Raw genomic sequence first — 23,245 nt, 5'->3', positions numbered from 1 at the left:
GAGAGACCGGGCCATGAAAGGTTCCCGACCCGAACAGGCCGCGCTGAGCCGCGACACCGACCTAAGCAAGACCGAGGACACCCGCCGCGTGATCGAGGGCATGGTGGACGGGCTCAACGACCACCGCATCGACGACATCGGCGCCTTCTTCGCCGAGAGCTTCCGCTGGATGGGCAACTATGGCTGCGGCACCAAGACCGGGCTGCGCGAGTTCCAGGAGAACTGGCAGCGCCCCTTCCAGGCGGCCTTCTCGGACAAGGTCTGCATCGACGAGGCGCGGCTCTTCATGGGCGAATGGGCCGCGGCCTTCGGCCGGCAGGAGGCCACCCATGCCGGGCCCTTCATGGGCATCGCTCCCACCGGCCGCCGGGTCGAGATCCGCTACATGGATTTCTGGAAGGTCGAGGACGGCCGGATCACCGACAACTGGGTGATGGTCGATTTCCCGCATGTGCTAGCGCAGCTCGGCCATGACGTCTTTTCCGGCGAGGGCTGGGAGGCCTTCGACCGCGGCGAGAGGGTGCCGCCCCGTCCCGCCCCATCCGACAGCCGAGGAGAGACCCGATGAGTGTTGACTATCTGAAGCGTGGCAAGTCAGAGGCGGCGCGCGGCGAGGACGACGCCAAGACCCGCGCCATCGTCGAGGCGACGCTTTCCAACATCGAGGCCCGGGGCGACGCCGCGGTGCGCGCGCTGAGCGAGAAGTTCGACAACTACAGCCCCGCGAGCTTCCGGCTGACCGAGGAGGAGATCGAGCGCTCCATCGCGCAGCTCTCCGCCCAGGAGCTGGCCGACATCCGCTTCGCCCAGGAGCAGGTGCGCGCCTTCGCCGAGGCGCAGCGCGCCTCGATGACCGACGTCGAGGTCGAGCCCATGCCGGGCGTGATCCTCGGCCACAAGAACATCCCCGTCCAGTCCGTCGGCTGCTACGTGCCCGGCGGCAAGTTCCCCATGGTCGCCTCGGCGCATATGTCGGTGGCCACGGCCTCGGTCGCGGGCGTGCCGCGCATCGTCGCCGCGACCCCGCCCTGGCAGGGCGCGCCCAACCCCGGTGTCATCGCCGCCATGCATTTCGGCGGCGCGCATGAGATCTACGTGCTCGGCGGCATCCAGGCGGTCGGCGCCATGGCGCTCGGCACCGAGAGTATCGACCCCGTGCACATGCTGGTCGGCCCCGGCAATGCCTTCGTGGCCGAGGCCAAGCGCCAGCTTTTCGGGCGGGTGGGCATCGACCTCTTCGCCGGGCCGACCGAAACCATGGTGATCGCCGACGAGACCGTCGACGCCGAGCTCTGCGCGACCGACCTCCTGGGCCAGGCCGAACACGGCTACAACTCGCCCGCGGTGCTCGTTACCAACTCCCGCAAGCTCGCCGAGGGCACGCTTTCCGAGATCGACCGGCTCCTGAAGATCCTGCCCACCGCCGACACCGCCCGGGTGAGCTGGGAGGATTACGGCGAGGTCATCCTCTGCGACAGCTACGACGAAATGCTCTCTGTCGCCGACGAGATCGCCTCCGAGCACGTGCAGGTCATGACCGACCGCGACGACTGGTTCCTCGAGCACATGACGAGCTACGGCGCGCTCTTCCTCGGGCCGCGCACCAATGTCGCCAATGGAGACAAGGTGATCGGCACCAACCACACGTTGCCGACCAAGAAGGCGGGCCGCTACACCGGCGGGCTCTGGGTCGGCAAGTTCCTCAAGACCCACAGCTACCAGAAGGTCACCAGCGATGCCGCGGCGGCCGAGATCGGCCGGGTCGGCTCGCGGCTCTGCATGCTCGAGGGCTTCGTGGGCCACGCCGAGCAATGCAACATCCGCGTGCGCCGCTACGGCGGGGACAACGTGCCCTACGGCGCGGGCGCCCGGCCCAAAGAGGCCGCGGAATGAGCACGAGCGACCCAACCCTCGCGGCGCCTGCAAGGGCGCCCGCGGAGAGCGACCGCCACAGCCGCCACAAGGCGCTGATCGCGCCCCTGCGCGCGGCGATGTATGACTTCGAGGAAGGCGCGGTGCGCCATGCGCTCGCCGAACTGGCCGCGCCGGATGCGCTCTTCCGGCTCTGCCATCCCTTCGGCGACAGCACCGGCCCCGAGGCCTTCTACGACAGCGCCTTCCGCGACCTCCTGGCCGCCTGGCCCGACCTCGAGCGGCGCGACACCATCGTCATGGCCGGAGCCGACGAATTCGGCGCCGACTGGGTCGGCTGCGGCGGCTATTACACCGGGGTCTTCACCGGCCCCTGGCTCGACATCCCGCCGACCGGCCACCAGGTCACCATGCGCTTTCACGAGTTCTACCGCTTCGCCGAGGGCAGGGTGGTGGAGTTCCAGGCGCTCTGGGACATCCCCGAGGTGATGATGCAGGCCGGCGCCTGGCCCATGGCGCCCTCGCTCGGGCGCGAGTTCCACGTGCCGGGCCCCGCGACCCAGGACGGCCTGGTGCCCGGCCCGCATGACGCCGCGAAATCCGAGGCCACGCGCCAGCACATCGTCGACATGCTCGAACACCTCAAGAAGCACCCCAGCCAGGGCGGCCCCGAGGTCATGGAGATGGAGCGCTTCTGGCATCCGCGCATGAACTGGTACGGCCCCTCGGGCATCGGAACCGGGCGCGGCATCGCGGGCTTCCGCAACTGGCACCAGATCCCCTTCCTGAACGGCATGCCCGACCGCGGGCAGTATCTCGACGAGATCACCTATCACTTCTTCGGTGACGGCGATTACGCAGCGGTGACCGGCTGGCCGAACATGGTGCAGACCGTGACCCATGACGGCTGGATGGGCATCGCGCCCGCGGGCCGCAAGATCACCATGCGCAGCCTCGACTTCTGGCGGCTCGAGGATGGTCTGATCCGGGAAAACTGGGTGCTGGTCGACCTCCTGGACGCCTACCGGCAGCTCGGCGTCGATGTCTTCGCCCGGCTGCGCGAGTTCAACAAGGCCCGCAACCTGGGCCGCATCGCGGTTCCTGGAGGTCCGGCATGAAGCTGCCCCGCACCCCGTCGTTCCGCCTTGATGGCAAGCGCGCGCTGGTCACCGGCGCCTCCTCGGGCATCGGGCTCGGCTGCGCGGTGGCGCTGGCCGAGGCGGGCGCGCATGTGACCTGTCTCGCCCGCCGTGAAGGCCCCCTGACCGAGGCGGTCGAGGCCATGCGCGCCGAAGGCTGGCAGGCCGAGGCCCGGGCCGGTGACGTGGGCGACCTCGAAGCGCTCGACGCGCTCTTCGAGACGCCCTTCGACGTGGTGGTCAACGCCGCCGGAATGGCCCGCCACGCCCCGGCGCTCGACACGACGCCCGAGGATTTCGACGCCGTCCTGCAGGTCAACCTGCGCGCCGCCTACTTCCTGTCGCAGCGCGCCGCGCGGGCGCTGAAGGCCGCGGGAAAGGGTGGGTCGATCGTGCATGTCTCGAGCCAGATGGGCCATGTCGGCGGCATCGACCGGGCGGTCTACTGCGCCTCGAAACACGCCGTCGAAGGCATGGTGAAGGCCATGGCGATCGAATGGGGGCCGCTCGGCATCCGCATCAACACGCTTTGCCCGACCTTCGTGCGCACGCCGCTGACCGAGGCGACCTTTGCCGATCCGGCGAAACGCGCCTGGCTCGAAGAGAAGATCAAGCTCGGCCGGGTGGGGCAGGTGGAAGACGTGATGGGCGCGGTGCTCTACCTCGCCTCGGAGGCCTCGGCGCTGGTCACCGGATCGGCGCAGATGGTCGACGGCGGCTGGACCGCGGAATGAGCGCGCCCGGCGACACCGAGGGCCCGAAGCCCGAGAAGGTCACCGCCCAGGACGTGGCGCGGGCCGCGGGCGTCAGCCGTTCGGCGGTGAGCCGGGTCTACACGCCCGGCGCCTCGGTCTCGGAGAAGACCGCCAAGAAGGTGCGCGCCGCCGCCGAGACGCTGGGCTACCGCCCGAACGTCCTGGCGCGCTCGCTGATCACCGGTCGCAGCCGGATGATCGGCCTCGTGGTCGCCTACCTCGAGAACTACTTCTACCCCGAGGCGCTGGAGAAATTCTCCAAGGCGCTGCAGGCCGAGGGCTACCACGTCCTCATTTTCATGGCCTCGCAGACCGCCGGCAACATCGACGACGTGATCGACGAGATCCTCGACTACCAGGTGGCGGGCATCATCGCGGCCTCGGTGGCCATGTCCTCGAACCTCGCGACCCGCTGCCGGGCGCTGGGCGTGCCGGTGGTGCTGTTCAACCGCGCCCAGGACATGAGCGGCGTGGGGGCGATCACCTCGGACAATTTCTCCGGCGGACGCGAGATCGCGCGCTTCCTCCTGGCCGGCGGGCACGAGCGCGTCGGCTATATCGCGGGCTGGGAGGGCGCCTCGACCCAGCGCGACCGCGAGGCGGGGCTGATGGCGGGCCTGGCCGAGGGCGGGGCGCAGCTTTTCGCGCGGGGGCAGGGGGATTTCCACGCCGACCGCGCCCGCGTCGCCGCCCGCAAGATGTTCGCCGAGCGCGACCGCCGCCCCGACGCGGTCTTCGTGGCCAACGACCACATGGCCTTTGCCGTCATGGATGTCCTGCGCTTCGAGCTCGGCCTCTCGGTGCCCGAGGACGTCTCGGTCGTGGGCTTCGACGACGTGCCGCCCGCGGCCTGGCCCGCCTATGCGCTGACCACCGCCCGGCAGCGCGCCAATCTCATGGTCGAGCGCACCGTGGCGACGCTGCTCGACCAGATCGAAACCCCGGGCGTGGCCCCGGTCAGCGAGGCCATCGAGGCGCCGCTGGTCGTCCGCCGCTCGGCCCGGATACCGCAAGGATGGACGACATGAGCGCGATGCACGGCTTTGACCCCAAGTTTCGGGATTTCCCCGATTACATCATCGGCATCACCAAGGAGATCTGGGAAGACCGCGGCATCGCCACGCTGCACGACTACTACGCGCCCAAGATCGTGGTGCGCTCGCCGGCCTCGGTGGTGGTGGGCAACCAGGGCGTGATCGCGGCGACCATGGCGACGCTCTCGGAGTTTCCCGACCGCACGCTTCTGGGCGAGGACGTGATCTGGTCGGGCACGCCCGAGACCGGGATGCTGTCCTCGCACCGGATCATGTCCCATGCGACCCACACCGGGCGCGGGGTCTACGGCAATGCCACGGGCGCCAGGCTGCGCTACCGGATCCTTGCCGACTGCCACGCCAAGGACAACGCCATCGACGACGAATGGCTGATCCGCGACCAGGGCGCCATCGTGCGGCAGCTCGGCTGGAACCCGCGCGACTACGCCCGCGACCTCATCGCCCGCGAGGGCGGGCCCGAGGCCTGCGTGCGCCCCTGCACCCCGGCCAACGACGTCGAAGGCCCCTACAAGGGCAGCGGCAACGACAACGCCTGGGGCGCGCGCTACGCCGACCTTCTGAGCCGGATCATGGGCGCCGACCTGGCCGCGATCCCGGCGGAATACGACCGCGCGGTGCAGGCCCATTACCCCGGCGGGGTCGAGGAACACGGCACCGGGGCGGTCGACCGCTTCTGGATCGGGCTGCGCGCCTCCTTTCCCTCGGCCCGCTTCGAGATCCACCACCGCATCGGCCGCGAGGACGCGCTGATGCCGCCCCGCGCCGCGATCCGCTGGTCGCTCACCGGCAAACACGACGGCTGGGGCGTCTTCGGCGCTCCGACCGGGGCCGAGGTGCATGTCATGGGCATCTCGCACGCCGAGTTCGGCCCCTGGGGGCTGCGCCGCGAATTCACGCTCTACGACGAAACCGCGGTCTGGAAGCAGATCCTCCTCGCCACCGGCGATGTCGAGGCTGCCGCCCCCGCAGAAGATTGAGGAGACCAGGATGACCCCCGAGGAGATGTCGACCCGGATCGTGCGCTACGGCGAGCTGAAGCCCTGCCGCACCGCCTTCATCGACGCCCATACGCCGGGCTCGGACCAGAAGGAGAACTTCACCATCATCGGCGGCGGCGTCTCGGAAAGCGCCGACCAGCACGTGCACATCAACATCCCGCATGGCTTCAACATCGGCGCCGCGGGCCAGCCGCCGCATTGCCGCAACAGCCTGCATTCGCATCACACCGCCGAGGTCTTCTTCGTGCTCAAGGGCCGCTGGAAGTTCTTCTGGGGCCGCTGGGGCGATGCCGGCCACGTCATCCTCGAGGAGGGCGACATCTTCAACATCCCCACCGGCATCTTCCGCGGCTTCCAGAACGTCGGCACGGATTACGGGATGATCATGGCGGTGCTCGGCGGCGACGACGCGGGCGGCGGCGTGGAATGGGCGCCGCAGGTGATCGAGGACGCCCGGGCGCATGGGCTGGTGCTGGGCGAGAACGGCAAGCTCTACGACACCAAGAAGGGCGAGGCCCTGCCCGAGGGCGTGGCGCCCATGCCGCTTCTGACCGAGGCCCAGCTCAAGACCTATCCCGAGCCCCATGCCGCCGAGGTCATCCCGCGCCATGTCGCGCGCTACCTCGACTTGGCCGCCATGGCCGACGGCCGCCCGGTCAAGGTCATCGGCGAGGACGGCTGCCTGCCCGACCGGCCGGGCTTCGAGGTCGACCTGGTGACCCGCGCCTCGGCCAGCGAGCGCCCGCACCGCCACGACCGGCCCTCGGTGCTGATGCCGGTCTTCGGCCATTGGCGCATCGACTGGGAAGGCGGCAGCACCGTCCTGGCCCCGGGCGACACCATGAGCATGCCCGAGAACATCGACCACAGCGCGGTGCCCGCGATGACCGGGGAGGCGGCACTTTACCACATCCTCGGCACCGGCGATCCCGCCGGTCCGACGTGGAAGGGCTGAGGGGGACCGCTATGTCGCGCCGGGCAACGCACATCATGACGGAGGCTTATGCCCATGCCCGGCCTGTTCCTCGGCTCGATCGGCACGCTCGCCGAAACCTCGGACCTGCAACGCGACAGCTTCAACACCGCCTTCGCGGAGGCCGGACTGGACTGGCACTGGAGCGCGGAGGACTACCGCGAGATGCTGACCACCTCGGGCGGGCGCGAGCGGATCGCGGCCTATGCCGAGGCCCGCGAGGAGGCGGTGGACGCGGCCGCGCTGCACGCCCGGAAAAGCGCGCTTTTCCAGGAGCGGTTGGAGCAGGGCGTCGCCCTGCGCCCCGGTGTCGCCGAGACGCTGGAGGCCGCGCGGGCGGCGGGCTGGGTCACGGCGCTTGTCACCACCACCGCGCCGGCCAATGTCGACGCGCTTCTGGCGGCGACGGGGCTTTCGCGGGACAGCTTCGCGCTGGTCGTGGACACCGACAGCGCCGTGGCCCCGAAGCCCGACCCCGAGGCCTATGCCCATGCGCTGGGCGCGCTGCGCCTCGCGCCCGGGGAGGCGGTGGCGGTCGAGGACAACCCGGGCGGCCTCCGGGCCGCGCGGGCGGCGGGGCTGGCCTGCCTCGCCTTCCCGGGGGCCTTCCACGACCCGGCCAACTTCGAAGGAGCGGCGGCGCTGGTCTCGCACCTCGCCCTGCCGCAAGACATGATGGCGGCCTGAGGCCCGGCAGGGCTCACCGGCGCCTCGGAAAGGAGACGAGATGCCCGTGAAAACCACCCATGTCGGCAGCCTGCCGCGCAGCCAGGAGGTCGTCGACTTCATCTTCGCCCGCGAAAAGGGCGAGGACTACGACCCGGCGGCCTTCTCGGCCACGATGAAATCGGCGGTCTCCGAGACCGTGCGCCGCCAGGTCGCAGCCGGGGTCGACGTGGTCTCCGACGGCGAGACCTCGAAGATCAGCTACGCCACCTACGTCAAGGACCGCTACACCGGCTTCGACGGCGACAGCCCGCGGAACGCGCCGGCGGACCTGAAGATGTATCCGAGCTTTCTGGACCGCATCGCCTCTTCCGGGGGGACGCCCAGCTATGCCCGGCCGATGTGCGTGGGCGAGGTGCGCTCCAAGGGGCAGGGCGAGCTGCAGGAGGACATCGCCCATCTCAAGGCGGCCATGGCCGAACACGGCGCCGAGCGGGGCTTCATGAACGCCGCCTCGCCGGGGGTGATCTCGCTGTTTCTGCAGAACGATTTCTACAAGACCCGCGAGGCTTACCTGGCCGCGCTCGCTGACGCGATGAAGGAGGAATACGAGACCATCGTGGCCGCGGGGCTCGACCTGCAGCTCGATTGTCCCGACCTCGCGCTCTCGCGGCACATGCTCTTCACCGAGCTCTCGGACGAGGAGTTCCTGAAGGTCGCGCAGGGCCATGTGGAGGCGCTGCGCCACGCGCTGTCTGACGTGCCGCAGGACAAGGTGCGGCTGCACATCTGCTGGGGCAACTACGAGGGCCCGCATGTCTGCGATATCGGCATGGAGAAGGTCTTCGACACGCTCATGTCGGTGCCCGCGCGCTACGTGCTCTTCGAGACCTCGAACCCGCGCCACGGCCATGAATGGCAGGTCTTCCGCGACCGCCGCGCGGATATTCCCGACGACAAGGTGCTGGTGCCGGGCTGCGTGGACACGACCACCAATTTCGTCGAACACCCCGAGCTGGTGACCGAACGGCTGCGCCGCTTCACCGATCTCGTGGGTGCGGAGCGGGTCATGGCGGGCTCGGACTGCGGCTTCGGCACTTTCGCGGGTTACGGCGCGGTCGACCCCGAGATTGCCTATGCCAAGCTCGCCTCGCTCTCCGAGGGCGCGCGCCGGGCATGAGCACGCCGCTGGTCCTTCTGCCGGGCATGATGTGCGACGCGCGGCTTTTCGCGCCGCAGATCGCCGCGGTCTCGGGGCGGCGCGTCGTGCATTGCGCCCCGATCACCTCGCAGGACAGCACCGCCGCGCTGGCCGCCGAGGTGCTGGCCCATGCGCCGCCGCGCTTTGCGCTGGCGGGGCTTTCCATGGGCGGCATCATCGCCATGGAGATCGCCCATCAAGCGCCGGAGCGGCTGGCGGGGATCGCGCTGCTCGACACCAACCCCCTGGCCGAGGCGCCCGAGGTCCGCGCCGCCCGGGGCCCGCAGATCGAGCGGGTGCGCGCGGGCGGGCTGGTCCCGGTCATGCGCGACGAGTTGAAGCCGCGCTACCTGGCCGAGGGGCCGGGGCGGCAGGAGATCCTCGATCTCTGCATGGAGATGGCGCGCGACCTCGGCGCGGAGGTCTTCTGCCGCCAGTCGGTGGCGCTGCGCGACCGGCCCGACCGGCAGGCGGCGCTGGCTGCGCTCACCGTGCCCGCGCTGGTGCTTTGCGGGCGGCAGGACGCGCTTTGCCCGGTCGAGCGGCATCTCCTGATGCACGAGCTCATGCCGCAGGCGCGGCTCGAGATCATCGAGGGCGCGGGCCATCTGCCCGTGCTCGAAGCCCCGGACCCCACGACTGCCGCGCTGCTGCGCTGGCTGGAGGAGACATGACCCCCGATCTTCTGACGCTCCTGCGCGCGGTCGACACGCCGACCGTCTGCAACGCCATCGAGACCGCCCAGGGCAGGCGCGGCTTCGATGCCTTTACCCGCGGCACGGTTCTGTCGAGCGCGCCCGAGGCGGGCGCCCTGGTGGGCCGCGCCCGCACCGCCCAGATCGCCGCCGCCGAGCCCCCGGACGAGGATCCCGGGACGATCCGCGCCCGGCGGATGGACTATTACCGCCACATGGCCGGGGCGGATGCGGGGGCGCTGGACGGCCCGGCGCTGGCGGTGGTCGAGGATCTCGACGGGGCCGAGGCCGTCGGCGCCTTCTGGGGCGAGATCAACACCACGGTGCATCGGGGTTTCGGGCTGGCGGGCGCGCTGACCAACGGGGTGATGCGCGACCTCGGGGACATGGCCGAGGGCTTCCCGGTGATCGCGGGCTCCGTCGGCCCGAGCCATGCCTTCGTGCACGTGCGGAGCGTGGCGGAGCCGGTCACGGTCTTCGGGCTGCGGGTGGCCCCGGGCGACTGGGTGCACGCCGATCGTCACGGTGCGCTGGTGATTCCCGAGGAGCTTTTGCCCGAGCTGGGCGCGGCCATCGCGAAGATGCAGCGCACCGAGGCGATCGTGCTCGAGGCCGCCCGCGCGCCGGGTTTCGACTTCGCGGCCTTCGAGGCGGCGTGGATGGCTTTCGAGAAGGCGCGGACGTGAGGGGGTCGGCGGAGTAGGGGCGGGGCGCGCTGGGGGAGTGAGGCGCTTTGGTTTGGAGATTAGGTCGCGCTTGGGTTCCGGCAGCAAGCGGGACGGTGCACGGCTTCAAATGACGCTCCGCCACAAGACCCGCCAACCACCCAACACTTGCCTTCAGCGACGCCCATCACCACCCGCACCCCCTTGCGCCCGAATAGCACCGAAGGTGCCGGGCGCGCGCCGGACCGGCCCCTTGGGCTGGCGCTCCTTCGGATGGCGTGCATAGCGGAATGCTAGTCCCGACCTTGTTGGGATAAAGCGCGCAGCTCGGAGGGCGGCAGCGCCGGCCCCCGGTCCGGCGCGCGCCCTTTCTTCGACGTTGTGCGATCGCCAGTCCTGGGCGTCTGCCGGGCTTTCAGCGTCTACGGGCCGTCACCGGTGCTGGACCCATCCCAGCCAACCACACCAGCGCACCAACCCCCACCTCACGCCCGATCCCCGACGTGCAGCGCCACCCCGCGTTCGGCGCATTTCTCGCGCAGCGCGGGCGAGGGCGCGCGGTCGGTGAAGAAAGCCTCCAGGTCCGCCAGCGAGGCCACCCGCACCGGGGCGTTGCGGCGGAACTTCGAGTGATCGGCGACCAGGAAGACCCGGCGCGACTGCTCGAGGATGGTGCGGGTCACGCCCACCTCCTGCATGTCGAAATCGAGGATGTCGCCGTCCTCGTCGATCGCCGAACAGCCGATCACCGCGATGTCGAACTTGAACTGCCGGATGGTGCGCTCGGTCAGATCGCCGGTCAGCCCGCCGTCGGCGCGGCGGAGCGCGCCCGCGGTCACCACCACCTCGCAGTCGGGGTTGCGCGCCAGGATCGCCGCGACGTTGAGGTTGTTGGTCACCGCCAGGATGTTGCGATGGGCGAGCATCTGTTCGGCCACGGCCTCGGTGCTGGTGCCGATGTTGAGAAAGACCGAGCAGTCATGCGGGATCGCCGCGGCGCAGGCGCGGGCGATCTCGGCCTTGCCCTCGGCGTTGAGCCCGCGGCGGTCCTCGTAGCCGATGTTAGTGGTGCCCGAGGGCAGGACCGCGCCGCCGTGCACCCGTTCGAGCCGCCCGGCCTCGGCCAGGTCGGTCAGGTCGCGGCGGATGGTCTGGAGCGTGACGCCGAAGTGCTCGGCCAGGCCCTCGACGGTGACCTTGCCCTCGCGGCGGGCGATCTCGAGGATTTCCGGGTAACGGATCGATTGTGACACGGTGGCATGTCCTCCTGACGCCATTGTTCCCCTGTTTTCGTTTTTGTCAATTGCCCTAACGGAAGTCATGCCCGCTAGGGGTGAAAATCGCCGTTTTTCAGCGGATTGCCGCGTTTCGCCCTGGATTCTCGCTCGCCCAAATGCGCGAAAAAGAAAAAAACCGAAAAATTTTTGTTTCAAAACGCGCGGCGCTCCGGTAGGGATGGCGAAGGAAACGCTGGGTTTGGGAGGGCGCAGTGACCGGGAGGCCATCGGAAGAGTTCGACCTGTTCGTCATCGGCGGCGGCATCAACGGATGCGGCATCGCCCGGGACGCCGCCGGGCGTGGGCTCTCCGTCGGGCTGGCCGAGATGAAGGACCTCGCCTCGGCGACCTCCTCGGCTTCGACCAAGCTCTTTCACGGCGGGCTGCGCTATCTCGAATACTTCGAGGTGCGCCTGGTGCGCGAGGCGCTGGAAGAGCGCGAGACGCTCCTGCGCGCCATGCCGCATATCTCCTGGCCGATGCGCTTCGTGCTGCCGGTGCACCGCGACATGCGCTTCGAGGGCACCACCCCGGTGTCGAAGCTCCTGTCGACGGTGATGCCCTGGATGAAGGGCCGGCGCCCGGCCTGGCTGATCCGGGCGGGGCTTTTCATGTACGACCACCTGGGCGGGCGGAAGATCCTGCCGCCGACGGCGAGCCTCGATCTGCGTACCGCCCCCGAGGGCGCGCCGCTCGACGACCGCTTCACCCGGGCGTTCGAATATTCCGACTGCTGGGTCGAGGATTCCCGGCTGGTGGTGCTGAACGCCCGAGACGCCGAGGCGCGCGGCGCGACCATCCTGCCGCGCAGCCGCGTCGTCGCCGCCGAACGCGCGGGCGAGGGCTGGCGCGTCACCCTCGAGACCGAAAATGGCCACCGCGAGATCCGCGCCAAGGCGCTGGTGAATGCCGCCGGCCCCTGGGTCGGCGAGGTGATCCGCGGCACCATCCGCACCGAGAGCCGCGAGCGCGTGCGGCTGGTGCGCGGCAGCCATATCGTCACCCGCCGGCTCTTCGACCACGACAAGTGCTATTTCTTCCAGGGCCGCGACGGCCGCATCATGTTCGCAATCCCGTATGAGCGCGACTTCACCTTGATCGGCACCACCGATCAGGAGCACGATGCCCCCGCAGACCCCCCGAAGTGCACCGAGGCCGAGCGTGATTACATGATCGACTTCGTGAACGCCTACCTGAAGACCCCGATCTCGGCCGCGGATGTGGTCTGGTCCTACTCGGGCGTGCGGCCGCTTTACGACGACGGGTCGAGCTCGGCCACCGCGGCGACGCGGGACTACACGCTGAAGGTCGACGACGCGGGCGGCGCGCCGGTCCTGCATGTCTTCGGCGGCAAGATCACCACCTACCGGCGGCTGGCGGAAAGCGCGATGCGCGAGCTCTCGGGCTATTTCCCGGCGCTGCCGGGGGCCTGGACCGCGGGCGCGCCGCTGCCCGGGGGCAATTTCCCGCATCACGCGGTCGCGGCCGAGATCGCCGGGCTGGCGCGGGATTACCCCTTTCTCGACATGGCCTGGGCGGGGCGGCTGGTCCGCGCCTATGGCACCGAGGCGCGCGCGCTTCTGGGCGCCGCGCAAAGCCGCGACGACCTGGGCCGCGACTTCGGCGCCAGCCTGACCGAGGCCGAGGTGATCTGGCTGATGGACCACGAATGGGCCGCGAGCGCCGAGGACGTGCTCTGGCGGCGGACGAAGCTCGGGCTCCGGCTCGGGCAGGAGGAGACCGAGGCGCTGGCGGCCTTCATGGCCCGCCGCGCCGGTGAGGAGCGGCTCGCCGCGCAGTGACGCGCGCGCGACCCGAGGAGGAGAAGAGGCGGATGACGCTCACGCTCGAAAACGTGTCCAAGGTGGTCGGGTCCGAGACCCACATCCATCCCACCGACATGGTGCTGGACCCGGGCACGATGAATGTGCTTCTGGGCCCGACGCTGGCGGGAAAGACCTCGCTGATGCGGCTGATGGCGGGGCTCGACGTGCCCACCACCGGGCGCATCCTGTGGAAGGGCGAGGATGTGACCGGCATGCGGGTGCAGGACCGCAAGGTCGCCATGGTCTACCAGCAGTTCATCAACTACCCCTCGATGACGGTCTACGAGAACATCGCCTCGCCGATGCGGCTCCTGGGCCTCGACCGCGCCGAGATCGACAGCCGGGTGCGCGAGGCGGCCGAGCTGATGAAGTTGTCTCCGATGCTCGAGCGCAAGCCCCTTGAGCTGTCGGGCGGCCAGCAGCAGCGCTGCGCGCTGGCCCGCGCGCTGGTGAAGAACGCCGGCCTTGTGCTGCTCGACGAGCCGCTGGCGAACCTCGACTACAAGCTGCGCGAGGAGCTGCGCGCCGAGATCCCGCGCATCTTCGAGGAATCCGGCTCGATCTTCGTCTATGCCACCACCGAGCCCGAGGAGGCGCTCCTGCTCGGCGGCCAATGCGCCACCCTCTGGGAGGGCCGGGTGACCCAGTTCGGCCCGACGCCGCGGGTCTACCGCCAGCCCGCCGACATGACCACGGCGCGGGTCTTCTCGGACCCGCCGATGAACTTCCTCGAGGTGGAGAAACGCGGCGAGGCCCTGCATTTCGGTGACGGCCAGTCGGCCTCGGCGCCGGCGCTCCTGGGCGGGCTCTCCGACGGGCGTTACATCGCGGGCTTCCGGCCCAACCACCTCGAGCTCGAGCCGCACGAGGGCGCCATGGCCTTCGAGACCACGCTGACCGTGACCGAGATCACCGGCTCGGAGACCTTCATCCACCTCGACCACCACGGCGACCGCTGGGTCGGGCTGGTGCATGGCGTGCGCGCGCTGACCCCGGGGCAGGGCCTCACGGCCTATCTCGATCCCGCGCATGTCTACCTCTTCGACGACACCGGCGCGCTGAAGCAGGCCGCGCCCTATTCGGAGGCCGCGTGACATGGCGAAGATCACCCTCGACAACCTCGCGCATTCCTACCTGCCGAACCCCGGCTCCGAAGACGACTTCGCGCTGAAGGAGCTGAACCACGACTGGCAGGACGGCGAGGCCTATGCGCTGCTGGGCTCCTCGGGCTGCGGCAAGTCCACGCTTCTCAACATCATCTCCGGCCTCCTGCGCCCGAGCCACGGGCGGGTGCTCTTCGACGGCAAGGACGTGACCGACGCGCCCACCGCCGAGCGCAACATCGCCCAGGTGTTCCAGTTCCCGGTGGTCTACGACACGATGACCGTCCGCGCGAACCTGGCCTTTCCGCTGAAGAACCGCGGCATGCCCGCCGAAGAGATCGCCCGGCGCGTCCAGCAGGTCGGCCAGATGATCGGCATGGAGGCTGAGCTCGACCGCAAGGCGCGCGGGCTGACGGCGGATGCCAAGCAGAAGATCTCGCTCGGGCGCGGCATGGTGCGCGAGGACGTGAACGCGCTGCTGTTCGACGAGCCGCTGACGGTGATCGACCCGCATATGAAGTGGGAGCTTCGGACCCAGCTGAAGAAGCTGCACCACGATTTCGGCCACACGATGATCTACGTCACCCACGACCAGACCGAGGCGCTGACCTTCGCCGACAAGGTGGTGGTCATGTATGACGGCCGCGTTGTGCAGATCGGCACCCCGCAGGAGCTCTTCGAGCGCCCGGCGCATACCTTCGTGGGCTACTTCATCGGCTCGCCCGGCATGAATGTCTTCGACGCCGAGGTTGCGGGGACCGAGGCGCGCATCGGCGAGACCCGGATCGCGCTGCCCTCGGCTTTCGAGACCGGCGCGGGCGCCACCCAGATCGGCGTCCGGCCCGAGTTCCTGCAGCTCGCCGCGGGCGGCGAGGGGCTGCCCGCCAAGGTGCTGCGCGTCGAGGACGTGGGCCGCCACAAGATCGTCCGGCTCGAGGTCGGCGGCCGGCAGGTCAACGCCACGCTGCCCGAGGGCGCGGGCGTGCCCGGCGGCGCCGACCGCATCCGGTTCGAGCCCCGGGGCATCAATGTCTATGAGAACGACTGGCGCGTGACCCCCGCCAGCCAAGGGGAGGCGTGATCATGAACAAGACGGTTAACCAAAAGGCCTGGTTCCTGGTCCTGCCGGTCCTGGTGCTGGTCGCCTTCTCGGCGGTGATCCCGCTGATGACGGTGGTCAACTACTCGGTGCAGGACACCTTCGGCAACAACGTCTTCTTCTGGAACGGCATCATGTGGTTCGAGGAGATGCTGAACTCCGACCGCATGTGGAACGCGCTTGGACGCCAGGCGGTCTTCTCGGCGATCATCCTCGCCATCGAGGTGCCGCTGGGGGTCTTCGTGGCGCTGAACATGCCCAAGAAGGGCTTCTGGGCCTCGTTCTGCCTGGTGGTCATGTCGCTGCCGCTTCTGATCCCCTGGAACGTGGTGGGCACGATCTGGCAGATCTTCGGCCGCGTCGACATCGGGCTTCTGGGCTACACGCTCGACGCCATCGGTATCAACTACAACTACACCCAGGGCTATTACGCCGCCTGGACCACGGTCATCGTCATGGACGTCTGGCACTGGACCTCGCTGGTGGCGCTCCTGGCCTATGCCGGCCTGCAGTCGATCCCCGACGCCTATTACCAGGCCGCCAAGATCGACCAGGCCTCGCGCTGGGCCGTCTTCCGCTACATCGAGCTGCCGAAGATGCTGGGCGTGCTGATGATCGCCATCCTGCTGCGCTTCATGGACAGCTTCATGATCTACACCGAGCCGTTCGTCGTGACCGGCGGCGGGCCCGGCAATGCCACCACCTTCCTGTCGATCGACCTTGTGAAGATGGCGCTGGGGCAGTTCGACCTCGGTCCCGCGGCGGCCTTCTCGATCATGTACTTCCTGGTGATCCTGGCGATTTCCTGGGTGTTCTACACCGTCATGACCAACCTCGACAAAAGGGATGCAGGCTGATGAGCGACACCAGTGCAGCCCCCGGCGCCGCGACGCTTCCCGGCGATCTGAGCGCCTCCCGCGAGCGGGTGAAGACCAGGACCGCGCGGCGCTTCCGCCCGAACGGATCGGCGGTGGTCATGGGCCTTTACCTGCTGTTCCTGATGCTGCCGATCTACTGGCTTCTGAACATGAGCTTGAAGACCAACGCCGAGATCCTCGGCAGCTTCACGCTCTTTCCGCGGGATCTGACCTTCCAGAACTACGTGACCATCCTGACCGATGCGTCCTGGTACATGGGCTACGTGAACTCGCTGATCTACGTGCTGATGAACACCGCGATCAGCCTCGCGGTGGCGCTGCCGGCGGCCTATGCCTTCTCGCGCTACAGCTTCATCGGCGACAAGCACCTGTTCTTCTGGCTCCTGACCAACCGGATGGCGCCGCCGGCGGTCTTCGCGCTGCCGTTCTTCCAGCTCTATTCCTCGGTCGGGCTCTTCGACACGCATATCGCGGTGGCGCTGGCGCATTGCCTCTTCAACGTGCCGCTGGCGGTCTGGATCCTCGAGGGCTTCATGCGCGGCGTGCCGAAGGAGATCGACGAGACCGCCTATATCGACGGCTATTCCTTCGGGCGGTTCTTCGTGAAGATCTTCATGCCGCTGATCTCCTCGGGCATCGGCGTGGCGGCCTTCTTCTGCTTCATGTTCTCCTGGGTCGAGCTTCTGCTGTCGCGGACGCTGACCTCGGTCAACGCCAAGCCCATCGCCGCCACCATGACCCGGACCGTCGGTGCCTCGGGCATCGACTGGGGCGTGCTGGCCGCCGCCGGGGTGCTGACCATCGTGCCCGGCGCGCTCGTGATCTACTTCGTGCGCAACTACATCGCCAAGGGCTTCGCCCTGGGGAGGGTGTGATGTCCCGGACGCGCCAACTGATGCGGTCCCCGCGCGCCCGGGCGCGCGGCGGCAACCAAGGGAGCCTCTGACATGGCATGGATGGCCTGGACCTGGCCCACGGCGGCCTTCTTCGCGGTGATCGCCGCGCTGCTGATCCTCTTCACCTTCCTCGCGATCAAGCGGCCGGAGACGCCGCGGGTGGGGATCCTGGGGATCGAGACCACCCGGGGCGACCGGCTGTTCATCACGCTTCTCGCCTCGGCCTTTCTGAATTTGGCGTGGCTGGGCTTCGGGATCGCCCCGCAGCCCTATGCGCTCCTGGCATGTCTCGTGCTCGCAGCGGGGGTCTTCCGCTTCGTGTGACGGGTCATTTTCGAAGAACGTTCAATAACGGGAGGATTACGAATGAACGTTTCACTTAGAACGACCACCGCCCTGGCGGTCGCGCTGGGGCTGGTCTCCGGGCCGGCCTTCGCCGACATGGAGGCGGCCATGGCGTTCCTCGACAACGAGATCGACGGCATGTCGGTGCTCACCCGCGAGGAGCAGGAAGCCGAAATGCAGTGGTTCATCGACGCGGCCGAACAGTTCCGCGGCATGGACATCTCGGTCGTCTCCGAGACCATCACCACGCATGAATACGAAGCCCAGGTGCTGGCCAAGGCCTTCTCGGAGATCACCGGCATCAACCTCACCCACGACCTGATCGGCGAGGGTGACGTGGTGGAGAAGCTGCAGACCCAGATGCAGTCCGGCCAGAACGTCTATGACGCCTATGTCAACGACAGCGACCTGATCGGCACCCACTGGCGCTACCAGCAGGCCCGCAACCTGACCGAATGGATGTCGGGCGAGGGCGCGGATGTCACCTCGCCGACGCTGGATCTCGACGATTTCATCGGGACCTCCTTCACCACCGGCCCCGAGGGCGACCTCTACCAGCTGCCCGACCAGCAGTTCGCGAACCTCTACTGGTTCCGCTACGACTGGTTCACCGACGAGAAGAACATGGAGGACTTCAAGTCGGAATACGGCTACGACCTGGGCGTCCCGGTCAACTGGTCCGCCTATGAGGACATCGCCGAGTTCTTCACCGGCCGCGACATGAGCCACATGGGCGTCGAGGGCGAGGTCTTCGGCAACATGGACTACGGCAAGAAGGACCCGAGCCTCGGCTGGCGCTACACCGACGCCTGGATGTCCATGGCCGGCATGGGCGACACCGGTGAGCCGAACGGCTTCCCGGTCGACGAATGGGGCATCCGCGTCAACGACAACTACCAGCCGGTGGGCTCCTGCGTGACCCGCGGCGGCGCGACCAACTCGCCCGCGGCCGTCTACGCCGTGACCAAGGCCATCGAATGGCTCGAGAAGTACTCGCCCCCGACCGCCGCGGGCATGACCTTCTCCGAGGCCGGCCCGGTTCCGGCGCAGGGCCAGATCGCCCAGCAGATGTTCTGGTACACCGCCTTCACCGCCGACATGGTCGGAGACGGTGCGGATGCGGTGCTGAACGAGGACGGCACGCCGAAGTGGCGCATGGCCCCCTCGCCGCATGGCGCCTACTGGGAAGAGGGCATGAAGGTCGGCTACCAGGACGCAGGCTCCTGGACGCTCCTGAAGTCCACGCCGACCGACCGCGCCAAGGCCGCCTGGCTCTACGCGCAGTTCGTGACCTCGAAGACCGTGGACCTGAAGAAGTCCGACGTCGGCCTCACCTTCATCCGTGAGTCGACCATCAACTCGGACCACTTCACCGATCGCGCGCCGAACCTCGGCGGCCTGGTCGAGTTCTACCGCTCGCCCGCGCGCACCGAATGGTCGCCGACCGGCCTGAACGTGCCGGACTACCCCAAGCTCGCGCAGCTCTGGTGGCAGAACATCGGTGACGCCATGTCCGGCGCCAAGACCCCGCAGGAGGCGCTCGACGCGCTCTGCGAGGCGCAGGAATCGGTGCTCGAGCGCCTCGAACGCGCCGGCGTGCAGGGCGATCTCGGTCCGGTGATGAACGAGGAGCAGGATCCCTCCTACTGGCTCGAGCAGGCCGGCGCACCGAAGGCGGCGCTCGAGAACGAGGACGAGGAGCCCAAGACCGTCAGCTACGACGAGCTGATCCAGTCCTGGCAGCAGTAAGTGCCTGATCGCCTCCGGGCCGGGAGACCGGCCCGGGGGCTTCGCGTATGAGTTCCGGCCCGGCGTTGGGAGATCCCCGCGCCGGGTCTTTTTTGTGGGCTAGGGTTGTCGGGGCAGGGGGGCTGTCGGGCGGAGCCCTCGGGTGGGTGCTGCGAGGGCGATGCGGGTCACCGCTGTTAGCGAGACTGCGCGCCGCGAGGGCCATGCGGCTTATCGCTAAGAGCGAGGCCGCGCGCCGCCAGAGAAATACGGTTCACCGTTGAGAACGAGACCGCGCGCCCCCTCAGGAATAGAGATTCGCGAGCTGCGCGCAGGCGGCCCGGGCGCGCTCGTGTTTGCCCTCGGCCAGGAAACCCTCGATCCGCTCCAACGCCGCCCCGGTAGAGAGCGCGTCGAAGGCGAAGCCCGGCGCGGGATCGCGGCGGCGGCTCTCGAAGTAGAGAACCGCGCTGTCCTCGGCCCCGTAGCCGTATTTGTAATCCTCGTTGCCGTGGCAGAAGTCGTAGCAGATCAGCCCTTCCGAGATCGCCCATTCGATGCTGTGGAAATGCAGCGCGCTGCCGATGAAGCTTTCCTCCGCCTCGGGGTCGCGGCCGATCACGATGAAATGCGCGGAGCCCGCCTCCCGGTCGATGACATGGCCAAGCGCGCCGATGGGCTCCCCGCCGCGCCGCAGGACCGGCAGGAAGAGCGTGCCCGTCGCCTGCGCCGCGCGCAGGACGGCGGCGTAATTGCTTGCCACGCGCTCCGCCACCTCGGCGCCCTTGCTCTCGGTCCAGGCGGCCAGCCAGAAACGGGTGAGCGCGGCGAGGTCGGTCTCGAAGCTCTCGGCATCCGCATGGGTGATGCTGTAGCCGCCGCCCTCGAAATGCGCGCGCCGGTCCTTGCGGAGCCGCTGGCGCTTGCTGCGGCTCACCTGGGTCGCGAGGTAGGTTTCGAAGCTCTCGGGCAGCTCGACCTGCGGGCACAGCAGGTTGTCGGTGGTCTTGCCGTTGATGCGGTAGTCGCGGAAGCGCACCGGCAGGCCCTGGGCCTCGAGCGCCTCGGTGAAGACCCGGCAGCGGCGGGCCTGGGCGACATAGCGCATGGAGAAGCGCACCCAGGGCATCCGCGCGAGCTTGGCCGCCAGTTCGGCCAGCGCCTCGGCCTCCTGTTCGGGCTGGCAGAGAAAGCCGGTGTATTCGCTGAAAAGGAGCCGCCCGCCGGCCTCGATCTCGGTCTGCAGCTCGTTGCGGCTGACCGACCAGTGCAGCCGGTACTTGAGCGGCAGAAGCGCGATCACCCGGTCGCCGTCGCCGCCGTCGCGGACCACGAAGACACTCCAGCGGTAGGGCCGGTCGCGGAAGGCCTCGTTCATCCAGGCCCAGCTGAGAAAGACCGTCGCCTCGGGGTCGCGGGCCTCGAGCGCCTCCCATTCGGGGCGCAGCGCGGCGAACTCGGCGGGGCTGTCGACCACCTCGGTGCTGAGGCGGGGAGCGGCGCGGGTGATGCGGGTGTCGGCTTTCATGGGCTCAGGCCTCCGCCAGGGCGATGCCCGACCGGATGACCTGGCGGAAGTGCCGCTCGGCCTCCTCGAAGTCGCGGGCCATGGGCTGGGTCAGCGCATTCCGCGCCGCGAAATAGGCGCCGACGCGGCAGATATGGGCGGCGAACTCGGGGTGCATGCCGACGCTGTCGTATTTGCGCACGCGGGTTTTGCTGCGCCAGCCGCGGCGGCGGACCTCGTCGATCAGCAGATCGAAGCGCTGCGCCGCGTGGAAGGTGAGATAGAGCGCGAGATAGTCGAGATAGGCGTCCAGCGTGTCGCCCTGGGCGGGGTCATAGGCGTCGACCACGATGGCCTCCATGTCCTCGGGCGCAAGCGGCCAGGCCTCGTCGCCGATCAGCCAGGCCAGGTCCTCGGCGCCGTGGCGCGCGCCGGAATATTCGAAGTCGAACCAGCGCAGCCGGTCGTCCGCGCCGATCGCCGCATTGCCCGAGCGGCAGTCCCATTTGACGAATTGGCGCCCCGGGCGGGCAAGCCGGGTCTTGGCCTGGTCGCGGTCGATCGCGGCGCTCCGGCCTTCGGAGAAATCGGCCAGGATGTCGGTGCCCGCGACCAGCCCTTCGAGCCAGGCGTCGTTCTGGCCCAGGTGCGGCAGCGCCTCGGAGAGCCCCGCCGCCCGGCCCGCCGCCTGGATGCGGAAGATCGCCGAGACCGCCCGATGCGCCAGGTCCGCCTTGGCCGCGCGGCCGGCCTTGGCGATCTCGAGGTTGAGCCGCCGCCCGCCGACATCCGACTGAAAGAGGATCTCGCCGTCGACGCCCAGGCACTCCGGCAGGTCGTCGCAATGCTGGCCGAGCTGGCGCAGCGTGAAGGCCTCGACATGGGTGCGGCGGAAGTTCGGGCGGAGCGTGGCGATGATCGTGCGGTCGGAGAAGACCAGCCGGTAGCTCGACCGGCCGTCGCCGCCCGGCGCCTCCAGGTCGCGGACGCTCTCCTTGAAGAGCGCCTCGGCGCTCGCGATCACCCGCGCCTTGCGGTCTGCGCTTGTGCCCATGCCAGGTCCTGCCCGTTTGTGCCTCTGTCCCCCCGCGGCCCGCGCGGGGCGCGCGCGGAGCAGGGGGCAGGCGGCAGCCTGCGCCGCGAAGCCGGCATTTTTGAGGTCAGAGCGTGGAATTTCCCCGAGGCCGTGATTCGGGCCGCCCGCCACACAACCGCCACGCGGATTGGTGCCGGATGGCTCGCCTTGGCGGGTGATGCGCGGGGATCGTTTTCAGACTGCGAACAATTAAGGCCGAATTTTGTCCAAATTAGGGAAAATATGGCTTTTTCGTGGTGCGCCCCTAGGCTGGGCCAATCGTTTTCCGACGCTGACGGAGCATTCCGACGTCCGGGTCCGCCGACCGCGTGCCCCGCGTCGACCGCGTTCGCGCGAGCGGGATCGGCGTGTCTGATGAGGAGGGGAAGATGTCGTATTGGTACACGTCTAAGAGCGGGTTTTCCGATCCGGGCTGCGAAGGCGGCACCCACCACAACGCCGCCGCGAGCGGCGGAAACTCCTACCATAACGGCGGGGTCGAGGGGGATGCCTTCTCGGACTGGTACGACACCCACCTGAAGGCGGCCTTCGACAAGGACGGCAAGGACGGCGGGGAGAAGACGGACAGTGACGAGCCCGAGGGCAGCGGCGGGTCCAAGGGTTCCGGTGGCAGCGGCGGATCGAGGGGCTCCGGCGGCAGCGATGGCTCGAAGGGTTCCGGTGGCAGCGGTGGCTCGAAGGGCTCCGGTGGCAGCGGTGGGTCGAAAGGCTCCGGCGGCAGCGGAGGGTCGAGAGGCTCTGGCGGCAGCCGCGGCTCGAAGGGCTCTGGCGGCAGCGGTGGGTCCAAGGGCTCCGGCGGCAGCGGTGGCTCGAAGGGCTCCGGCGGCAGCGGCGGGTCGAAGGGCTCCCGCGGCAGCGGTGGGTCGAAAGGCTCCGGCGGCAGCGGCGGATCGAAAGGTTCTGGCGGCTCCGGTGGCTCGAAGGGCTCTGGTGGCAGCGGCGGGTCGAGAGGTTCCGGCGCCAGCGGTGGGTCCAAGGGCTCCGGTGGCAGTGGTGGGTCGAAGGGCTCACGCGGCAGCGGCGGGTCGAATGGCTCTGGCGGCAGCCGTGGGTCGAAGGGCTCCGGCGGCAGCGGAGGGTCGAAGGGCTCCGGTGGCTCCGGCGGGTCGAGAGGCTCCCGCGGCAGCGGCGGGTCCAAGGGGTCCGGCGGCAGCGGTGGGTCGAAGGGCTCCGGCGGCAGCGGTGGGTCCAAGGGCTCCGGCGGGTCCGGCGGGTCCGGCGGGACCAAGGGCTCGGGGGGCTCCAAGAAAAGCCTGCCGGAGTTCACCCATTTCGCCGAGGACGACGGCTATCCGACCTGCGAGGACGTCATGTCCTTGATGACCTACAGCGCCTCGAACGGGACGGCGCCGGGGACCAAGGGTACGGCGGGCGCGGTCGAGGGCTACGACGTGCTGTTATGAGTGCCGGCCCTCCCGGCGACGGGAGGGCCTTTTCGGTGTGGTGTGATTTGGGAAGACCCCGGGGGGAG

The 23,245-nt window shown here is 69.0% G+C and carries 22 protein-coding genes; 19 read left to right on the top strand and 3 right to left on the bottom strand.

Going from position 1 to position 23,245, the window contains the following annotated elements; all coding sequences use genetic code 11:
* The first annotated feature begins 13 nt into the window (after window positions 1-13).
* From LR948_RS01165 to LR948_RS01115, 11 genes are read left to right on the top strand one after another with little or no spacing between them, the layout of a single operon-like run.
* The gene (locus LR948_RS01165) at window positions 14-568 is read left to right on the top strand and encodes an ester cyclase (RefSeq protein WP_232752083.1); all 555 of its coding nucleotides are present in this window, start codon (window positions 14-16) and stop codon (window positions 566-568) included.
* Window positions 565-1,893: a histidinol dehydrogenase gene (hisD, locus tag LR948_RS01160; RefSeq protein ID WP_232752082.1), complete on the top strand. Its 1,329-nt coding sequence runs from the start codon at window positions 565-567 to the stop codon at window positions 1,891-1,893. Before LR948_RS01165 ends, hisD begins: the two co-directional genes overlap by 4 nt.
* Complete coding sequence (locus LR948_RS01155) at window positions 1,890-2,990, top strand: ester cyclase (RefSeq protein ID WP_232752081.1); 1,101 nt, start codon at window positions 1,890-1,892, stop codon at window positions 2,988-2,990. Before hisD ends, LR948_RS01155 begins: the two co-directional genes overlap by 4 nt.
* On the top strand, window positions 2,987-3,745 hold the full coding sequence (locus LR948_RS01150) for an SDR family NAD(P)-dependent oxidoreductase (RefSeq protein WP_232752080.1): 759 nt from the start codon (window positions 2,987-2,989) through the stop codon (window positions 3,743-3,745). The genes LR948_RS01155 and LR948_RS01150 overlap by 4 nt, the downstream gene beginning before the upstream one ends.
* Window positions 3,742-4,794, top strand: a complete 1,053-nt coding sequence (locus LR948_RS01145) for a LacI family DNA-binding transcriptional regulator (protein WP_232752079.1) — start codon at window positions 3,742-3,744, stop codon at window positions 4,792-4,794. Before LR948_RS01150 ends, LR948_RS01145 begins: the two co-directional genes overlap by 4 nt.
* 5 nt (window positions 4,795-4,799) lie before the next feature.
* Window positions 4,800-5,798 (top strand): nuclear transport factor 2 family protein, encoded by a 999-nt coding sequence (locus LR948_RS01140; RefSeq protein WP_232752615.1) that lies wholly within the window; start codon window positions 4,800-4,802, stop codon window positions 5,796-5,798.
* Between the two features lie 10 nt (window positions 5,799-5,808).
* Window positions 5,809-6,774 (top strand): cupin domain-containing protein, encoded by a 966-nt coding sequence (locus LR948_RS01135; protein ID WP_232752078.1) that lies wholly within the window; start codon window positions 5,809-5,811, stop codon window positions 6,772-6,774.
* Window positions 6,775-6,828: 54 nt separating this feature from the next.
* The gene (locus tag LR948_RS01130; protein ID WP_232752077.1) at window positions 6,829-7,479 is read left to right on the top strand and encodes an HAD-IA family hydrolase; all 651 of its coding nucleotides are present in this window, start codon (window positions 6,829-6,831) and stop codon (window positions 7,477-7,479) included.
* A gap of 40 nt (window positions 7,480-7,519) precedes the next feature.
* Entirely contained in the window at window positions 7,520-8,638 is a 1,119-nt protein-coding gene (locus tag LR948_RS01125; protein WP_232752076.1) for a cobalamin-independent methionine synthase II family protein, read from the top strand.
* Entirely contained in the window at window positions 8,635-9,333 is a 699-nt protein-coding gene (locus tag LR948_RS01120) for an alpha/beta fold hydrolase (protein ID WP_232752075.1), read from the top strand. The genes LR948_RS01125 and LR948_RS01120 overlap by 4 nt, the downstream gene beginning before the upstream one ends.
* Window positions 9,330-10,040, top strand: coding sequence for an RraA family protein (locus tag LR948_RS01115; RefSeq protein WP_232752074.1), 711 nt, complete (start codon window positions 9,330-9,332; stop codon window positions 10,038-10,040). The genes LR948_RS01120 and LR948_RS01115 overlap by 4 nt, the downstream gene beginning before the upstream one ends.
* Before the next feature lie 464 nt (window positions 10,041-10,504).
* On the opposite strand, the gene LR948_RS01110 is transcribed toward LR948_RS01115, so the two are convergent.
* Window positions 10,505-11,272: a DeoR/GlpR family DNA-binding transcription regulator gene (locus tag LR948_RS01110; protein WP_232752073.1), complete on the bottom strand. Its 768-nt coding sequence runs from the start codon at window positions 11,270-11,272 to the stop codon at window positions 10,505-10,507.
* A gap of 236 nt (window positions 11,273-11,508) precedes the next feature.
* Between LR948_RS01110 and glpD the strand changes: the two genes are divergently transcribed.
* The 7 genes from glpD to LR948_RS01075 all read left to right on the top strand — a co-directional run bounded on the left by glpD (window position 11,509) and on the right by LR948_RS01075 (window position 19,192).
* The gene (gene glpD / locus LR948_RS01105) at window positions 11,509-13,098 is read left to right on the top strand and encodes a glycerol-3-phosphate dehydrogenase (RefSeq protein WP_232752072.1); all 1,590 of its coding nucleotides are present in this window, start codon (window positions 11,509-11,511) and stop codon (window positions 13,096-13,098) included.
* A 32-nt stretch (window positions 13,099-13,130) separates the two neighbouring features.
* Window positions 13,131-14,216: an ABC transporter ATP-binding protein gene (locus LR948_RS01100; protein WP_232752071.1), complete on the top strand. Its 1,086-nt coding sequence runs from the start codon at window positions 13,131-13,133 to the stop codon at window positions 14,214-14,216.
* Window position 14,217: 1 nt separating this feature from the next.
* Window positions 14,218-15,306 carry an ABC transporter ATP-binding protein gene (locus LR948_RS01095; protein WP_232752070.1) on the top strand — a complete coding sequence of 363 codons (1,089 nt, stop codon included), beginning with the start codon at window positions 14,218-14,220 and terminating at the stop codon, window positions 15,304-15,306.
* Window positions 15,307-15,308: 2 nt separating this feature from the next.
* Window positions 15,309-16,181, top strand: a complete 873-nt coding sequence (locus tag LR948_RS01090) for a carbohydrate ABC transporter permease (protein WP_232752069.1) — start codon at window positions 15,309-15,311, stop codon at window positions 16,179-16,181.
* Window positions 16,181-17,077, top strand: a complete 897-nt coding sequence (locus tag LR948_RS01085) for a carbohydrate ABC transporter permease (protein ID WP_232752068.1) — start codon at window positions 16,181-16,183, stop codon at window positions 17,075-17,077. Before LR948_RS01090 ends, LR948_RS01085 begins: the two co-directional genes overlap by 1 nt.
* 72 nt (window positions 17,078-17,149) lie before the next feature.
* Window positions 17,150-17,422 (top strand): DUF2160 domain-containing protein, encoded by a 273-nt coding sequence (locus tag LR948_RS01080; protein ID WP_232752067.1) that lies wholly within the window; start codon window positions 17,150-17,152, stop codon window positions 17,420-17,422.
* A gap of 42 nt (window positions 17,423-17,464) precedes the next feature.
* Window positions 17,465-19,192, top strand: coding sequence for an ABC transporter substrate-binding protein (locus LR948_RS01075; protein ID WP_232752066.1), 1,728 nt, complete (start codon window positions 17,465-17,467; stop codon window positions 19,190-19,192).
* 283 nt (window positions 19,193-19,475) lie between these two features.
* Here the strand turns inward: LR948_RS01075 and LR948_RS01070 are convergent, their stop codons facing one another.
* A complete protein-coding gene (locus LR948_RS01070) occupies window positions 19,476-20,699 on the bottom strand; it encodes a GNAT family N-acetyltransferase (RefSeq protein ID WP_232752065.1) in 1,224 nt (407 codons plus the stop codon).
* A gap of 4 nt (window positions 20,700-20,703) precedes the next feature.
* Window positions 20,704-21,732 (bottom strand): hypothetical protein, encoded by a 1,029-nt coding sequence (locus LR948_RS01065; RefSeq protein ID WP_232752064.1) that lies wholly within the window; start codon window positions 21,730-21,732, stop codon window positions 20,704-20,706.
* Between the two features lie 410 nt (window positions 21,733-22,142).
* Here LR948_RS01065 and LR948_RS01060 point away from each other — a divergent pair, with 410 nt between their 5' ends.
* On the top strand, window positions 22,143-23,177 hold the full coding sequence (locus tag LR948_RS01060; RefSeq protein ID WP_232752063.1) for a hypothetical protein: 1,035 nt from the start codon (window positions 22,143-22,145) through the stop codon (window positions 23,175-23,177).
* Window positions 23,178-23,245 lie beyond the last annotated feature (68 nt).

This window comes from Roseivivax sp. GX 12232, assembly GCF_021272185.1.
Lineage (GTDB): Bacteria > Pseudomonadota > Alphaproteobacteria > Rhodobacterales > Rhodobacteraceae > Roseivivax.
The sequence above is the reverse complement of the archived record's forward strand: the minus strand, read 5'-3'. Positions and strand labels throughout refer to the sequence as shown.

What these genes read in the sequence shown, in the direction of transcription:
- LR948_RS01165 (WP_232752083.1), top strand. Translation starts at nt 14, where the DNA reads ATGAAAGGTTCCCGACCCGAACAGGCCGCGCTGAGCCGCGACACCGAC.
- hisD (WP_232752082.1), top strand. Translation starts at nt 565, where the DNA reads ATGAGTGTTGACTATCTGAAGCGTGGCAAGTCAGAGGCGGCGCGCGGC.
- LR948_RS01155 (WP_232752081.1), top strand. Translation starts at nt 1,890, where the DNA reads ATGAGCACGAGCGACCCAACCCTCGCGGCGCCTGCAAGGGCGCCCGCG.
- LR948_RS01150 (WP_232752080.1), top strand. Translation starts at nt 2,987, where the DNA reads ATGAAGCTGCCCCGCACCCCGTCGTTCCGCCTTGATGGCAAGCGCGCG.
- LR948_RS01145 (WP_232752079.1), top strand. Translation starts at nt 3,742, where the DNA reads ATGAGCGCGCCCGGCGACACCGAGGGCCCGAAGCCCGAGAAGGTCACC.
- LR948_RS01140 (WP_232752615.1), top strand. Translation starts at nt 4,800, where the DNA reads ATGCACGGCTTTGACCCCAAGTTTCGGGATTTCCCCGATTACATCATC.
- LR948_RS01135 (WP_232752078.1), top strand. Translation starts at nt 5,809, where the DNA reads ATGACCCCCGAGGAGATGTCGACCCGGATCGTGCGCTACGGCGAGCTG.
- LR948_RS01130 (WP_232752077.1), top strand. Translation starts at nt 6,829, where the DNA reads ATGCCCGGCCTGTTCCTCGGCTCGATCGGCACGCTCGCCGAAACCTCG.
- LR948_RS01125 (WP_232752076.1), top strand. Translation starts at nt 7,520, where the DNA reads ATGCCCGTGAAAACCACCCATGTCGGCAGCCTGCCGCGCAGCCAGGAG.
- LR948_RS01120 (WP_232752075.1), top strand. Translation starts at nt 8,635, where the DNA reads ATGAGCACGCCGCTGGTCCTTCTGCCGGGCATGATGTGCGACGCGCGG.
- LR948_RS01115 (WP_232752074.1), top strand. Translation starts at nt 9,330, where the DNA reads ATGACCCCCGATCTTCTGACGCTCCTGCGCGCGGTCGACACGCCGACC.
- LR948_RS01100 (WP_232752071.1), top strand. Translation starts at nt 13,131, where the DNA reads ATGACGCTCACGCTCGAAAACGTGTCCAAGGTGGTCGGGTCCGAGACC.
- LR948_RS01095 (WP_232752070.1), top strand. Translation starts at nt 14,218, where the DNA reads ATGGCGAAGATCACCCTCGACAACCTCGCGCATTCCTACCTGCCGAAC.
- LR948_RS01090 (WP_232752069.1), top strand. Translation starts at nt 15,309, where the DNA reads ATGAACAAGACGGTTAACCAAAAGGCCTGGTTCCTGGTCCTGCCGGTC.
- LR948_RS01085 (WP_232752068.1), top strand. Translation starts at nt 16,181, where the DNA reads ATGAGCGACACCAGTGCAGCCCCCGGCGCCGCGACGCTTCCCGGCGAT.
- LR948_RS01080 (WP_232752067.1), top strand. Translation starts at nt 17,150, where the DNA reads ATGGCATGGATGGCCTGGACCTGGCCCACGGCGGCCTTCTTCGCGGTG.
- LR948_RS01075 (WP_232752066.1), top strand. Translation starts at nt 17,465, where the DNA reads ATGAACGTTTCACTTAGAACGACCACCGCCCTGGCGGTCGCGCTGGGG.
- LR948_RS01070 (WP_232752065.1), bottom strand. Translation starts at nt 20,699, where the DNA reads ATGAAAGCCGACACCCGCATCACCCGCGCCGCTCCCCGCCTCAGCACC.
- LR948_RS01065 (WP_232752064.1), bottom strand. Translation starts at nt 21,732, where the DNA reads ATGGGCACAAGCGCAGACCGCAAGGCGCGGGTGATCGCGAGCGCCGAG.
- LR948_RS01060 (WP_232752063.1), top strand. Translation starts at nt 22,143, where the DNA reads ATGTCGTATTGGTACACGTCTAAGAGCGGGTTTTCCGATCCGGGCTGC.